15 protein-coding genes and 1 tRNA gene are annotated in these 14,832 nt (G+C 37.2%); 14 read left to right on the forward strand and 2 right to left on the reverse strand.

Annotated elements, in window-relative coordinates; translation table 11 throughout:
• The first annotated feature begins 67 nt into the window (after positions 1-67).
• The 13 genes from HMPREF2963_RS07435 to HMPREF2963_RS07495 all read left to right on the forward strand — a co-directional run bounded on the left by HMPREF2963_RS07435 (position 68) and on the right by HMPREF2963_RS07495 (position 10,096).
• Positions 68-949, forward strand: a complete 882-nt coding sequence (locus HMPREF2963_RS07435; protein WP_003070319.1) for a class II fructose-bisphosphate aldolase — start codon at positions 68-70, stop codon at positions 947-949.
• Positions 950-1,099: 150 nt separating this feature from the next.
• A tRNA-Thr gene (locus HMPREF2963_RS07440) sits at positions 1,100-1,172 on the forward strand.
• Positions 1,173-1,380: 208 nt separating this feature from the next.
• On the forward strand, positions 1,381-1,827 hold the full coding sequence (locus tag HMPREF2963_RS07445) for a LytTR family DNA-binding domain-containing protein (protein WP_070669308.1): 447 nt from the start codon (positions 1,381-1,383) through the stop codon (positions 1,825-1,827).
• Between the two features lie 5 nt (positions 1,828-1,832).
• Positions 1,833-2,495 carry a LiaF transmembrane domain-containing protein gene (locus HMPREF2963_RS07450; RefSeq protein WP_003070318.1) on the forward strand — a complete coding sequence of 221 codons (663 nt, stop codon included), beginning with the start codon at positions 1,833-1,835 and terminating at the stop codon, positions 2,493-2,495.
• A 134-nt stretch (positions 2,496-2,629) separates the two neighbouring features.
• Entirely contained in the window at positions 2,630-2,818 is a 189-nt protein-coding gene (gene rpmB, locus HMPREF2963_RS07455) for a 50S ribosomal protein L28 (RefSeq protein WP_003025909.1), read from the forward strand.
• A 193-nt stretch (positions 2,819-3,011) separates the two neighbouring features.
• Positions 3,012-3,377, forward strand: a complete 366-nt coding sequence (locus HMPREF2963_RS07460) for an Asp23/Gls24 family envelope stress response protein (RefSeq protein WP_003025907.1) — start codon at positions 3,012-3,014, stop codon at positions 3,375-3,377.
• Between the two features lie 2 nt (positions 3,378-3,379).
• On the forward strand, positions 3,380-5,047 hold the full coding sequence (locus HMPREF2963_RS07465) for a DAK2 domain-containing protein (protein ID WP_006270062.1): 1,668 nt from the start codon (positions 3,380-3,382) through the stop codon (positions 5,045-5,047).
• A gap of 390 nt (positions 5,048-5,437) precedes the next feature.
• Complete coding sequence (locus HMPREF2963_RS07470) at positions 5,438-6,313, forward strand: ABC transporter ATP-binding protein (RefSeq protein ID WP_049493555.1); 876 nt, start codon at positions 5,438-5,440, stop codon at positions 6,311-6,313.
• A gap of 13 nt (positions 6,314-6,326) precedes the next feature.
• Complete coding sequence (locus HMPREF2963_RS07475; protein ID WP_070669309.1) at positions 6,327-7,058, forward strand: ABC transporter permease; 732 nt, start codon at positions 6,327-6,329, stop codon at positions 7,056-7,058.
• A gap of 4 nt (positions 7,059-7,062) precedes the next feature.
• Positions 7,063-8,160: a sensor histidine kinase gene (locus tag HMPREF2963_RS07480; protein WP_070669310.1), complete on the forward strand. Its 1,098-nt coding sequence runs from the start codon at positions 7,063-7,065 to the stop codon at positions 8,158-8,160.
• Positions 8,157-8,756, forward strand: coding sequence for a response regulator transcription factor (locus tag HMPREF2963_RS07485; RefSeq protein WP_006270048.1), 600 nt, complete (start codon positions 8,157-8,159; stop codon positions 8,754-8,756). The genes HMPREF2963_RS07480 and HMPREF2963_RS07485 overlap by 4 nt, the downstream gene beginning before the upstream one ends.
• Before the next feature lie 128 nt (positions 8,757-8,884).
• A complete protein-coding gene (locus tag HMPREF2963_RS07490; RefSeq protein ID WP_006267612.1) occupies positions 8,885-9,772 on the forward strand; it encodes an SPFH domain-containing protein in 888 nt (295 codons plus the stop codon).
• A gap of 108 nt (positions 9,773-9,880) precedes the next feature.
• Positions 9,881-10,096, forward strand: coding sequence for a capsule biosynthesis transcriptional regulator (locus tag HMPREF2963_RS07495; protein ID WP_003025899.1), 216 nt, complete (start codon positions 9,881-9,883; stop codon positions 10,094-10,096).
• A gap of 358 nt (positions 10,097-10,454) precedes the next feature.
• Here HMPREF2963_RS07495 and HMPREF2963_RS07500 read toward each other — a convergent pair whose 3' ends face one another.
• Positions 10,455-11,195, reverse strand: a complete 741-nt coding sequence (locus tag HMPREF2963_RS07500) for an amino acid ABC transporter ATP-binding protein (protein WP_003070309.1) — start codon at positions 11,193-11,195, stop codon at positions 10,455-10,457.
• The gene (locus HMPREF2963_RS07505) at positions 11,192-12,757 is read right to left on the reverse strand and encodes an ABC transporter substrate-binding protein/permease (RefSeq protein WP_070669311.1); all 1,566 of its coding nucleotides are present in this window, start codon (positions 12,755-12,757) and stop codon (positions 11,192-11,194) included. Before HMPREF2963_RS07505 ends, HMPREF2963_RS07500 begins: the two co-directional genes overlap by 4 nt.
• Positions 12,758-12,884: 127 nt before the next feature.
• Between HMPREF2963_RS07505 and HMPREF2963_RS07510 the strand changes: the two genes are divergently transcribed.
• On the forward strand, positions 12,885-14,774 hold the full coding sequence (locus HMPREF2963_RS07510; RefSeq protein ID WP_070669312.1) for a DUF2207 domain-containing protein: 1,890 nt from the start codon (positions 12,885-12,887) through the stop codon (positions 14,772-14,774).
• The last annotated feature ends 58 nt before the right edge of the window (positions 14,775-14,832 follow it).

Genomic DNA, 14,832 nt, shown 5'->3' on the forward strand with positions numbered 1-14,832 from the left:
TGAAAAGTGATAAAATAAACAATGTAAGTGGGGAAACCCATAAAAATAAATAGGAGGCCTAATACTAATGGCAATCGTTTCAGCAGAAAAATTTGTCCAAGCAGCTCGTGACAATGGTTATGCAGTTGGTGGATTTAATACAAACAACCTTGAGTGGACTCAAGCTATCTTGCGTGCAGCAGAAGCTAAAAAAGCTCCAGTTCTTATCCAAACTTCTATGGGTGCTGCTAAATATATGGGTGGTTATAAAGTATGTAAACTCCTCATTGAAAGCCTTGTAGAATCAATGGGAATTACTGTACCAGTTGCTATTCACCTTGACCATGGTCATTATGAAGATGCACTTGAATGTATCAAAGTTGGTTATACTTCAGTTATGTTTGATGGTTCTCATCTTCCAGTTGAAGAAAACCTTGAAAAAGCTCGTAAAGTGGTTGAATTTGCGCATGCAAATGGAGTATCAGTGGAAGCTGAAGTTGGCACAATCGGTGGCGAAGAAGACGGTATCATCGGTGACGGTGAATTGGCTCCAATCGAAGATGCAAAAGCAATGGTTGAAACTGGAATTGACTTCCTTGCAGCAGGTATTGGGAACATTCACGGACCATATCCAGCTAACTGGAAAGGTCTTCACCTTGATCACTTGCAAAAATTGACAGAAGCTGTTCCTGGCTTCCCAATCGTATTGCATGGTGGTTCAGGTATTCCTGATGACCAAATCCAAGCAGCTATCAAATTGGGTGTGGCAAAAGTTAACGTAAATACTGAATGTCAAATTGCTTTTGCTAAAGCTACTCGTAAATTTGCTGCTGAATACGAAGCAAACGAAGCAGAATACGATAAGAAGAAACTCTTTGACCCACGTAAATTCTTGAAACCAGGTTTCGAAGCAATTACAGAAGCTGTTGAAGAACGTATCGACGTATTCGGTTCAGAAGGTAAAGCTTAATTAAGCTTACCAAATAAAAAAGAAAATCTCGCTTTGGCGGGATTTTCTTTTGACTTGAGTTGTTTGTGATGTAGTATAGGATTCATTATTTTTTCGTTTCCTCTTGACAAATCAAATTTGCATGCTAGAATAGATTTATACGTTTATTTCGCCGATTTAGCTCAGTTGGTAGAGCAACGCACTCGTAACGCGTAGGTCGTAGGTTCAAGCCCTATAATCGGCATCATTGAAGGTCTTCATTGAATTGAAGGCTTTTTTGTTGTTTATACAGTACGTAAAAAGGGGCTATAATCTGGTCAGCTCATGAAAAACAAGTAAGTTATTCAGATTTCACGACCACTTACCTATCCAAATGAACCACTTATTGAAAATCGCTTGAATTTCATGTGACAATTGTTATAATAAAATAAAGAAAAGCGAGGGGAGCGTTTATGAAAATTCGAGTAGAGTTAGATTCGAATCTGGAAGAAGCAGAAATTGTCATTAAGGCACCTTGCTTTGATGAACAGATAGAGCGCATTCAACGTTCTCTGGAAGAAGTTGCCAAGCCATCTATACTTTTTTACAAAGATACGAGTGAATATTATGTTGATTTAGCAGATATCCTCTTCTTTGAAACGGATGGAAATAAAATTTTTGCGCATGCTCGAAATAATGCTTATGAAGTCAAACTGAAATTGTATGAGCTAGAAGAATGTTTGCCGCGGTATTTCTGTCGTATTTCTAAATCAACGATTACGAATATTAAAGCAATTTATTCATTAGAAAAGTCTTTTTCAGGAACGAGCAGTATTCGCTTTTATGATACCCATAAGCAAGTGCATGTGTCTAGGCATTATTTTCAATTCCTAAAAGAAAAATTAAGTGAAATGAGGTAAATATTATGAGAAAAACATTGTTTGGAGTGGGGCTTTTGGTATTAGCCGGCTGGGTGCTGCTACAAGGAAATTTTGGTATTCCGCTTATTGATTTCAATTTTTGGCCAATGCTTGTTGTGCTTGGATTTGCTTACTTTGCAATTGAAAATTTTTGGAGAGGAAATTTATCTGGCGGGATTATTTTAGCCATTATTTCCTTAATCGTTGCAAATAGCAGCTATCACTTTTTGCCCATCTCATCTGGAACGATTTTCCTAGCAGGGATTTTGGCTTCTATTGGTATTGGATTGATTTTCAAACCAAAACGAATTTGGGGTATTTATCATGGTCAAAATGCTCGTCGTGTCATAAATGGAGACATCAATTTTGGAAGTGGTACACGCTATATCCATTCGGATGATTTTACTTATGAAACACTAGATTGTGCTTTTGGGAATGCTACGGTTTATTTTGACAATGCTATCATTAAAGGAGACTCTGCAACTTTTGATATTGATGTATCTTTTGGGAATGCTACATTATATGTACCAAGTAATTGGCGTGTAGAGTTAGATGTGGATAATGCTTTTGGTACAGTGACGAATCCCCGTAATATCAATGAGAAAGATAAGACTCTTTATGTAAAAGGAGATGTATCTTTTGGTCGCTTAGGAATTATTTATGTTTAAAATTTAAGAAAGTCATTGATCTACTTGAATTTTGAAATATAAGAAAAATAGTCTTGCAAAATCTTAAAAATTGTGATAAAATTTTACGGTATGTGGTATAAAGCCCGTAAAACTAATCAGGAGGACAAGTATAAATGGCAAAAGTATGTTACTTTACAGGTCGTAAAACTGTATCAGGAAACAACCGCTCTCACGCAATGAACCAAACAAAACGTACTGTGAAACCAAATCTTCAAAAGGTGACAATCTTAGTTGATGGTAAACCTAAGAAAGTTTGGGCTTCAGCACGCGCCCTTAAATCTGGCAAAGTTGAACGCGTTTAATTAACGAAAGGATGGACCTTTGAGAGGTTCATTTTCTTTTGCATAAGAAAGCGGATTACGGATATGTTTGTTTTAAGATAAGTAAAAGAAACATTCCATATTGATTGAATCCTTTTTAATGATGTACTCTCTCTTGTACAGTCCGCGTAAAATATGGTAAAATAAACTATAAAATACTTTTGAGGTAGAAATTATGACTGTAAAAATCAATACAAAAGATGGTCAAATCGAGCTGACAGATGATGTTATTGCGACAATCGTTGGCGGAGCGGCAACTGAAATTTTTGGTGTAGTCGGAATGGCCAGTAAAAATGCCATTAAGGATAATTTCCAAGCTTTGTTGGGCAAAGAAAATTATGCAAAAGGTGTTGTAGTAAAAACAACGGAAGAAGGAAGCATTGCTGTTGATGTGTATACAGTTTTGAGCTATGGTACTAAGATAAGTGAAGTGTCTAAAAATATTCAAGAGCGTGTGAAATTCAGTCTTGAGAATCAGCTTGGAATTACTGCTGAAACAGTAAATGTCTATATCCAAAATATTAAAGTTGTAGGAGAATAATCGTGTCAAATATTACTACTAGTTTATTTCAAGAAATGGTGCAGTCTGCATCTACTCGTTTGAATAAACAGGCTGAATATGTCAATTCTTTAAATGTTTTTCCTGTGCCGGATGGTGACACAGGTACCAATATGGGAATGACCATTGAAAATGGAGCAAAGGAAGTTGCAGATAAATCTGCTTCTACTGTTGGTGAAGTGGCTGGAATTTTTGCTAAAGGTCTCTTGATGGGGGCGCGTGGGAATTCTGGTGTTATTACTTCACAGCTTTTCCGTGGTTTCTCTCAGAGTGTGAAAGAAAAGGAAGAATTAACAGGACAAGATTTAGCTCTTGCCTTTCAGTCTGGAGTTGAAGTGGCCTACAAAGCTGTGATGAAGCCTGTTGAAGGAACGATTTTAACTGTTTCTCGCGGGGCTGCAATCGGTGCTAGAAAAAAAGCAGAAGAAACAGACGATGCTGTTGAGGTGATGAAGGCTGCTCTTGAGAGTGCTAAGATAGCTCTTGCGAAGACACCAGATATGCTTCCGGTCTTAAAGGAAGTGGGAGTTGTGGACTCTGGTGGTCAAGGTTTGGTGTTCATCTATGAAGGCTTTTTGGCAGCGTTGACAGGTGAATACATTGCATCCGAAGAGTTTCAGGCAACGCCTGCAACAATGACGGAAATGATTAATGCAGAGCATCATAAGTCAGTAGCGAGTCATGTGGCAACAGAAGACATCAAATTCGGTTATTGTACTGAAATCATGGTGGCTTTGAAAAAAGGTCCAACGTATGTAAAAGAATTTGATTATGATGAATTTCGCAATTATTTGAATGAATTGGGGGACTCACTCCTTGTCGTCAATGATGACGAAATTGTAAAGGTTCATGTCCACACGGAAGATCCAGGTTTAGTCATGCAGGAAGGCTTGAAATATGGAAGCCTTGTCAAAGTCAAAGTAGATAATATGCGCAATCAACATGATGCACAAGTTGAAAAGGAAGAGCGTGAGAACAAGCAAACTGCTGAAGAAAAGGAGTATGCTGTTATTGCAGTTGTGGCTGGTGAAGGTTTGGCAGAAATCTTTAAGGCACAAGGAGTAGACTACATCATCTCCGGTGGTCAAACGATGAATCCTTCAACAGAAGATTTTATTAAGGCAGTTGAACAGGTCAATGCTCGCCATATCATTATCTTGCCAAACAATAAGAATATTTTCATGGCGGCACAATCGGCAGCTGAGGTAATTGAACAACCTGCTGCAGTAATAGAAACAAGAACGATTCCGCAAGGTTTAACAAGCCTATTGGCTTTTGATTCAAGTAAATCTATTGAGGAAAATCATGACCGAATGACGGCTGCTCTTACGGATGTGATAAGTGGTAGTGTGACAACAGCTGTTCGCGATACAACGATTGATGGATTGGAAATTCATGAAAACGATAATCTTGGTATGGTAGATGGAAAAATTGTTGTGTCTAATCCGGATATGTTGACAACATTGAATGAAACATTCAGTAAAATGTTAGATATAGACAGCGAAATTGTGACGATTTACATCGGTGAAGATGGAAGTGAAGATTTGGCCAATGAATTGGCTCAAGATATTACTGAAAAATTTGAAGATGTAGAAGTGGAAATCCATAAAGGTGGACAACCAGTTTATCCATATCTTTTTAGTGTTGAATAAAATCAAAGAATCATTGAAAGGCGACTCAACCGAGTCGCCTTTTTTGTGACATTTGTCATGTGAAACGATGACAAAATCATCTAGTTGGAATTTTTGACAAAATATATAATAGAATTATCAAAAGGAAAGGCAACTGGTTTATGAAAAAGATGTTTGATTCTTTTGTTGCTTATGATAATGATGTTCAGCTCTCTATATTTTAGTGATTCAGCAATCAATGAGAATTGGTCATTATAATGTAATATCTTGATGAAGATTGATAACGAGTATTCTGTACGCTTGTTCTTTGGAAGTAGGATTAAGACCACTGGTATTTTACACTATTTTTGGAGTGTCTTTGCAATCTTGGTTGCTCAGTCTTTATGTATGTACTTATCAAGGAGGAAAAAGATGAATTTGATTGAAGTAAAGGATTTGTCCAAAGAGATTCGTGGGAAAGAAATTTTGAAAAATATTTCTTTTACAATTAACGATGGAGAATGTGTGGCGTTGATTGGTCCAAATGGGGCTGGGAAAACGACACTAATGGATTGCTTGTTGGGTGATAAGTTTCTTACAGGTGGACAGGTCAGGATTCAGAGTTTGCAGCCGACAAATAATCAATTGAAACAGGTAGTTGCTATTTTGCCACAAGAAAACACAGTCGTGGCAGATTTGAAGGTAAATGAACTATTAAACTTTTTCCAAAGTGTTTACCCAAATAGTCTGAGCAATCAGGAAATTGATGTTCTGTTGAAATTTACGGATAAGCAAAAAGAACAGTTGGCCAGTAAATTGTCTGGTGGACAAAAACGGTTACTTTCTTTTGTTTTAGCTCTTATCGGGCGTCCGAAGATACTCTTTTTAGATGAACCAACTTCTGCTATGGATACTTCTACAAGACAGCATTTTTGGGAAGTTGTGGATGAACTAAAGAAAAATGGTGTGACTATTGTTTATTCTTCTCACTATATCGAAGAAGTGGAGCATACAGCGGATCGTATTTTGGTGCTACATAAGGGAGAACTAATCCGAGATACGACGCCGTATGCCATGCGTAGTGAAGAACAGGAAAAACACTTCACTATTCCGCTTTCTTACCAAGCTATTGTAGAAAACTTACCTGAAGCAACCGAAATCGAAATCAAGCAAAGTGCTCTGTCCTTTGCAACTAAAGAGGCCAGTAAAGTATGGCAAGTCTTGATCCATAATGGCTGTACGATTGAGGAAATTGAAGTACGCAACCGAACGTTGTTGGATAGTATTTTTGAGACAACGCAAGAGTAAAAGGAGATCTATCATGAAATATATGACTAGTTTAATGAAGATTGAGTTAATTTTGATGAAGCGACAAGCAGCTTATTATTTACTGTCTATCGGCTTACCCAGTGTTTTTTACTTAATATTTTCTGGTATGATGTCGGGGAATGCACCAGCTAGTGTACTTCAGGCATATCTCTTTTCAATGACTGTTTTTAGTATCATGTCTAGCGCCTTCTTTAGTATTCCAAGCACTTTGCAGTCTGATAAAAATAATAACTGGCAAAAAATGATTCAGCACTCGCCGATTTCTATGGTAAAATACTATATATCAAAACTCTGTAGTACGCTGTTGACTTTCATGCTTTCCATTATCGTGGTCTTTTCAGTCGGGCATTTTGTACGCGGGGTCAATCTACCAATGGTGGACTGGCTCATTATTGCCTTGATACTTCTGGTGGGAAGTATGGTCTTTATTGCCATGGGTGTATTGGTTAGCCTCTTGCCAAGCGCTCAGCTCATGTCTGTAGTGGGAAATATCGTCTATATGGCACTGGCTGTTCTAGGCGGGCTATGGTTCCCTCTGACCATGTTCCCAAAATGGCTCCAATCCATCGGTAAGCTGACGCCAAGTTATCAACTGATGCAGGTTGTGTCTTCTTATCTAGAACACCATCAGTTCAATGGCAAGGCCGCTTTGATTGTTCTGATTTATACGGTTTTGGTTAGCATTCTTGTGCTGCAACTCAAAAAGCGAATTGAGGTAAAATAAAACCATGTGGGAAAAATTTAAACAAGTCCACTATATGTTTCATATTGCGCTGGTCTTTATCATCTTTCCAGTGGCGGGGGGGATTAGCGGGGAATACCCGCTTTTCGTCTTGCTCTGGACAGCTACTTTTGTTGTGTCTTACTATGCAGTCTTGTTAAGTAACCATCGCCTTATCCAGTTTCTTTCTTGGTGGTTCTTGGTAGCTTACATATATTATGGTTCTGTCTGGTTAAATGGAGGGTTTACTTGGTACATTTTTTATCTATCTAATCTGCTTATTTACGAACTAGATGATATTTCTTTTAAATCCTGGCGTTTTTTAACCTTTATCGCCTTGCAGCCCATTATTGTGATGACTAATTACTTGGTGGGTAATGTTGGTCCAGCAGAGCTACTCTTCTTTGTTGTAACCTTTCTCTTTTCGGATGGCTTGACCTTTGGTCTCCATCGGATTCAAATGACAGAGCGGATCAAGGAAGAAAAGGTCAAACAAAATGTCCAGCTGAATCTTTTTCTAGCAGAAAATGAGCGTAATCGGATTGGTCGAGACTTACATGATAGTCTAGGGCATACCTTTGCTATGCTCAGTATCAAGACAGAATTGGCGCAACAGTTTCTTCAAATGAAAGCTTATGAGAAAGCTGGCAAAGAATTGCAAGAAGTGCATGAAATTAGCAAGCAATCTATGGCGGATGTACGACGAATTATTGATAATCTCAAAACACGAACGTTAGATGATGAATTGGTGACGATTCAAGTGATGTTAGAAATGAGTGGGATTCAAGTACAAGTACTGAATCAACTCAATATAGCTAGTATTGCACCAACTATGCAATCAAGCTTAAGTATGGTTTTACTAGAATTGGCGACGAATATCATCAAACATGCTCAAGCAAGTCATTGTAAAATTCGTTTATATTCTGAAGATAAACGCTTAATTGCTGATGTTGAGGATAATGGGAAAGGTTTCAAAACTGTCACAGGAAAAGAATTACATTCGGTTCAGGAGCGTGTAGAAGCTTTGTCTGGACAAGTAGAGATTTTAAATTATAAACAGCCAACTAAGATTCGAGTACACTTGCCAATGGAGGGATACAGATGAAATTATTAGTAGCCGAAGATCAAAGTATGTTACGGGATGCTTTGTGCCAATTACTAGAAATGCAGCCAGATGTCGAAATGGTTCATCAGGCTTCTAATGGTCAGGAAGCACTGGATCTTCTCCAATCCCAAAATATTGATGTTGCTATTTTAGATGTGGAAATGCCAGAAAAAACAGGTTTAGATGTTTTAGAATGGGTTAAGGAGCAGCAATCAGTTGTTAAAGTTATCATTGTCACCACGTTTAAACGTCCGGGCTATTTTGAACGTGCTGTAAAGTCTAATGTAGATGCTTATGTTTTAAAAGAACGCAGCATAGCTGACCTTATGAAAACGATTCAAACAGTATTAGCCGGAAAAAAAGAATATTCTCCTGAGTTGATGGAAGTCATGATGACAAGTAAGAATCCCTTGTCCAATCAAGAAATTTTAGTTTTGCAAGCAACAGCAAGAGGCTTATCTAGTAAAGAAATTGCGCAAAAGCTTTATCTATCAAATGGTACCATTCGCAATTATATGTCGAGTATTCTAACGAAATTAACAGCAGAAAATCGTTTGGAAGCAGTTCGAATTGCTCAAGAAAATGGTTGGATATAAATAAGTTTTTGTGAGATATGGATGCAGAGAAATTTAATATAATAACTTAACTAGCTTTTATCGCTTTTGTTTGATAAACACGTTTAAGTATGCTATAATCTTGAAAAAGAAGATAGGAGTTTCATATCATGTTATTTTTAGTATTGCCAATTATTGTTATCGTACTGATTGTTATTCTTTTTAGTTCCTTATATGTTGTTCGTCAACAGTCTGTAGCAATTATAGAGCGCTTTGGTAGATATCAAAAACTTAGTAATAGCGGAATTCATTTACGCTTGCCATTTGGCATTGATCATATCGCAGCGCGTGTGCAATTACGTCTGTTGCAAAGTGAGATTGTTGTCGAAACGAAGACACAAGATAATGTATTTGTCATGATGAATGTTGCAACGCAATATCGTGTGAATGAAAATAACGTAACAGATGCTTACTATAAATTGATTCGTCCAGAAGCTCAAATTAAGTCTTATATTGAAGATGCCTTGCGGTCATCTGTTCCTAAATTGACATTGGACGAATTGTTTGAAAAGAAAGATGAAATCGCACTTGAAGTACAAAAGCAAGTAGCAGAAGAAATGTCTACTTATGGTTATATTATCGTAAAAACCTTGATTACAAAAGTTGAGCCAGATGCAGAGGTTAAGCAATCAATGAACGAAATCAATGCTGCTCAACGGAAACGTGTCGCTGCTCAAGAATTAGCTGAAGCCGATAAAATTAAAATTGTCACTGCTGCAGAAGCAGAAGCAGAAAAAGATCGTCTTCATGGTGTTGGGATTGCAGAACAGCGTAAAGCGATTGTGGATGGCTTGGCAGACTCTATCAAAGAGTTAAAAGGTGCAAATGTTGAATTGAAAGAAGAACAAATCATGTCAATTCTTTTAACCAACCAATATCTTGATACATTGAATAATTTTGCAGATAATAAGGGAAATAATACAATTTTCTTACCAGCCAATCCTGACGGAGTAGAAAGTATCCGAACGCAAATTTTATCAGCTCTTAAAGCAAAATAAAGAATATTCTGAATTATTTTATTCGTCAAAATAAGTTGTCTTTTCCATTGACAAAACAAATAAAAACATTTAAAATGTTTAGTTAGAAATAATAAATAGGAGAAGGAAATGGCTAAATCTAACTTTGAAAAAGTAGAATCAGTTGTTAGCTGGGTTCGTGATAAAAAAATCACGGGTTATCGCATCAGTAAAGAAACGAACGCTCGTGAAATGTCTATCATTGCTCTTGCTCAAGGACGTGCTAAAGTGAAGAATATTTCATTTGAAACCGCTCTCGGATTGATTGATTTTTACGACAAAAATCACGAAAAATTTGAAAACTAATCATCGAATTTTTAGCAGGCTGGCAGCCTGCTTTTTTTATTTACTATCGTACAATAATGTGGTTTGAGATTAAAGTAATGAATAATTATATATAAAAAAACTTATTTATTCAAAAAATACCATACGCTTTAAACGAATATTTTTACAAAAAAATCATAAAACGCTTTCTTTTATAGATTATATTATAAAAAATATTCCAAAAAATTAGAAATTTACTTTTTTATAGTATATTTTCTAAGAAATATATGTTCAAACGTTTTGTTTTGTTTGAATAAAAATTAGTTTTCAAAAGAGATAGTAACTATTTTGGATAGAAAAAAAGACGAGGCTAGATGTTTTAGTCTCGTCTTTCCTATTTTTATCGTAAATAGCGTTGTAAGAATTCTTTCGTACGTTCTTTTTTAGGATGAGTGAAAATATCATCTGGTTTACCTTCCTCAGCAATGATGCCTTTGTCCATGAAAATGACACGGTTTGAAACATCACGCGCAAATTCCATTTCATGGGTGACGACAATCATGGTTAAACCTTCTTGAGCAAGGTCTTTCATAATTTTTAGTACTTCACCGACCATTTCAGGGTCGAGGGCTGATGTTGGTTCGTCAAATAAAATGGCATCTGGATTCATAGATAAGGCGCGTGCAATAGCGACACGTTGCTTTTGTCCGCCAGAGAGTTGTTTTGGCTTTGCTTGCCAATAAAGCTCGCCCATACCGACTTTTTCAAGATTATCTTTGGCAATTTTTTCAGCCTCTGCGCGTTCTCTCTTGAGAACGGTTGTCTGTCCAACAATAGTATTTTCAAGAACATTGAGATTTTCAAAAAGATTGAAACTTTGGAAAACCATCCCCAATTTTTCACGGTAGTGGGTGAGATTATAATTTTCTTCTAGCACATTTTCTCCACGGTAAAGGATTTCACCGCCACTTGGTTCTTCGAGGAGATTGATAGAGCGCAAGAAAGTTGATTTTCCGCTACCAGAGCTTCCAATGATAGAGATAACTTCGCCAGAGTGGACAGTGAGAGAAATATCTTTTAAAACTTCATTTTGGCCATAAGATTTTTTGAGATGCTTAATTTCTAAAATGATATCACTCATGCTTTTATTCCTTTCGTTTGCATTTGATTAGCGCCTGTTGTGTACTCGTCTGTGTCAAAACGGCGTTCTACATAGCGAAGAATGCGAGTGACAGTAAATGTTAGGACAAAGTAGATAACAGCAATAATGGTGAAAGTTTGGAAATATTGGTAAGTTTGAGTGGCAATCGTATTTCCTGAGAAATAAAGTTCAACAACGGAGATAACATTCAGTACAGAAGTATCTTTAATGTTTATGACAAATTCATTCCCTGTAGCAGGTAGAATATTGCGTACGACTTGTGGAAGAACAACTTTGCGCATGGTTTGATTATGTGTCATTCCTAGAGCGGTTGCGGCTTCAAATTGTCCTTTGTCAACGGCGAAAATTCCTCCGCGGACAATTTCACTCATATAAGCGCCGGTGTTGATTGAAACAATAAAGATAGCAGCGATTGTCCGATCAATAGAAACTCCAAAAGCTTGTGCTGTACCGTAGTAAATAACCATCGATTGAACAATCATAGGTGTTCCACGGAAAATTTCAATATAGATATTCAAGAACCAGCTGAATAAGGTTTGTAACATCGCTAGAACTTTATTTTTGGCAGTAGGAGCTGTGCGATAGACACCGATTAAGAGTCCAATGATGAGTCCTGCGATTGTGCCAGTAATGGAAATGAGAAGAGTTAAACCAGCTCCACGCAGAAATTGGGGCCAGTTATCTTTTAGAATCTTTGTCACTTGTCCAAAGAAACTTGTCTTATCTTGGCTAGAGTCTGTCTCAACAGGCTGATTTCGAATCATCTTATCCATTAAAGCAGTTTGGTCTTTGACACTGATTTTAGCGATAGCAGCATTAACTTGCTCTATACGATTGTCGTTTTTGCGCATTCCAATTGCAATGGTAGCGTCTTCTTGATTCACTTCAAAACCTTTTTTGAACTGAATCATTTTAAATTTTGAGTTCGCAGCTTCTGCAGTGAGGGCTTCAGGGCGCTCAGAAATGTAGCCGTCTATCACTCCTGACTCAAGTGCTTGGCGCATTTGAGCAAAGTCTCCCATTGCAGTTTCTTGCTTAGCACCAGTCAATTGTGAAATTAGATTATAAAGATAGACACCTTGCTGGGACGTGATTTTTGCCCCTTTGAAGTCATTTAAGGTTTTGGCATTGGCGTAGGCACTATCTTTTTTGACAAGTAGCACTGGCTCACTAGTATAGTAGCTATTTGAAAAAGCAATTTCTTTTTTCCGCTCGGCAGTCGGGCTCATACCTGCTATAATCATGTCCAATTTTCCTGATGTTAAAGCAGGAATCAAACCATTCCAAGACGTTTTGACTACTAACGGTTTTTTGCCTAATTCTTTTGCGACTTGTTTTGCAATTTGGACATCATAACCGTTGGCATATTGATTGGTACCTTCGATTTTGACTGCGCCGTTTTTGTCATCGTCCTGCGTCCAGTTGAACGGAGCGTAAGCTGCCTCCATTCCGATACGTAAATATTCATCGGCATGAACGGTATTTACAAATCCTAAACTGAACAGAAAAAGTGTAAATAGAGATAAGCAAATTTTCTTCATATTATTCTCCTAATTTTAAAATAGGTTCCTTGTATTATATCGAAAAAAGCGATGCTTTTCAATATTGGGTAAACCCTTACTTGAAAAAATGGTATAATAAATCTAACCAGTAAAAGGAGGTTGTCAGATGAAAAAGTTCTTTTGGAGTATGGTGATTTTTTTCTCGTGTTTGTTCATTAGCCAGCGAGTTTTGGCAGTGAGTTACGATATTGAATCCTATAAAGGCAATTTACAGATTCATTCTGATAATACAGCGACATTTGTTGAAACAGTCAATTACCATTTTTCAAGCGGCTACAGAGGACAAATCATTACTTTGGGGACATCTGGTAAAGTTCCTCTGGGCTTTGATGTGGAAGGAAAGCCGACGATTCTAGCTTTAAGAAATGGACAACCAAAAACGGATATTACTGCTGTTCAGGAATACATTGCGGGTGGTTATAAATATAAAATTTATAATGCCGGTAATAAAGGAGACCGTGTAACCATTACGGTTACTTGGAAGTTGAAGAATATGTTGTTTGTCTACAATGATATTGTAGAATTACACTGGATTCCAATCAGTGATTGGGATAAAAAATTAAATAATGTAGAATTTCGGATTACTCCTCCAGCTACTTCACAACAGACTGAATTGTATGCTCACACGGGTTATTTTATGAAGCCAGCTCAAGTGACACGAGAGGGAGATAGCTATCTGATCCGTGTCGCTAGTATTGCTAAAAATAGAAATTTAGAATTTCATGCATATTGGGATCGATCGCTAGTAACTGTTCCTGAAAATAGTTTAGCTGTTACAAAACGCAATCGGTTGCAAGAGTTTCGTCAAGTTGAAAAGGAAGTTGCCACCAGTACAAAAAAATACCAGAGATTAGTAGACTGGGACTTACCACTTGCTTTGGTATTGGTTGGCCTAATTAGTTTGGCTTTTTACATTATTTTTCATCTTAGAACAAAATCCCGTGTAACGTTTCCTAAGCATGCTCGTTTGTATGAAATACCGCAAGATTTACCACCAATGGTCATTGCTTCAAATGTTTATTCAGTAGATTTGACAGAATTGGATCCGACTGAGCGACAAGCTACATCTCTGAAATTTGAAAATCTTGTCCAAGCTACTTTATTAGATTTGATTGATCGAGGTAATCTTGTTTTTACAGATGATACGAAACAGCCAAAATTACAAAGAGTGACAGATAAGGGTTTAGCTGATTTTGAAAAAGAATTTTTAAAAATGGCTATGGGAAACAACAAGCAGTTGCTTGTGAAAAATTTGTTTTCAGATTTTAAAATTGACGATAAGATATATAATAGTGGCGAGAAAGCTGTTCGTAGCGCAGGCAACAGAGTGAGAAAACTATTAAAATGCTATTTAAAACTTATTACAGAAAATATACATGAAATTATTGAGCGTGAGCAATTACCAAATAATTATCGCCCTGTTGCTAAAAAGGAGCTCTTGTGTTTATATCTTTCAATGCTCCTTATGAATCTTATTGTGTTTGCTTCTCTTGGCATCTTAGCTTGGATTTTCTTGGAGTATGGACTCGTATTTTATCAATTTGTAGTTAGCTTCTTCATTGCTGGCGGAATGCTGTATTACCTTTTGAGAAAATGCAAAATGGTGAAGCGTGATGGCGTCTTAAATGAAGAAGGGGCAGAAAACTATTATTACTGGAAGAGTTTTGCTAATATGCTGCATGAGATTGCTCATTTAAAGGATACAGAAGTGGAAGGAGTGATTTTGTGGAACAGATTATTGGTTTATGCTGCTATGTTTAATTGTGCAGATAAGGTGACCAAGACGATGAAACTACGAAAAATCACAATTGATAATCCATCGATGAATGCTTTTGTTTATCAGGATATGGTGTATGATTTTCATGCGAGCTCACATGCTTTTGTTGGCTATGGGGCAGCAGCTAATTCGGCTAGCAGTTTCTCTGTTTCATCAGGTGGAAGTAGCGGTGGCGGCTTCTCTGGTGGTGGCGGAGGCGGAGGCGGAGGCGCTTTTTAAAAAAGTGCCCTATTCTCTTGCTTGAAATTATGCTATAATAAAACAAATCAATCTTAGG

Source organism: Streptococcus sp. HMSC067A03, from assembly GCF_001814295.1.
Taxonomy (GTDB): domain Bacteria; phylum Bacillota; class Bacilli; order Lactobacillales; family Streptococcaceae; genus Streptococcus; species Streptococcus constellatus.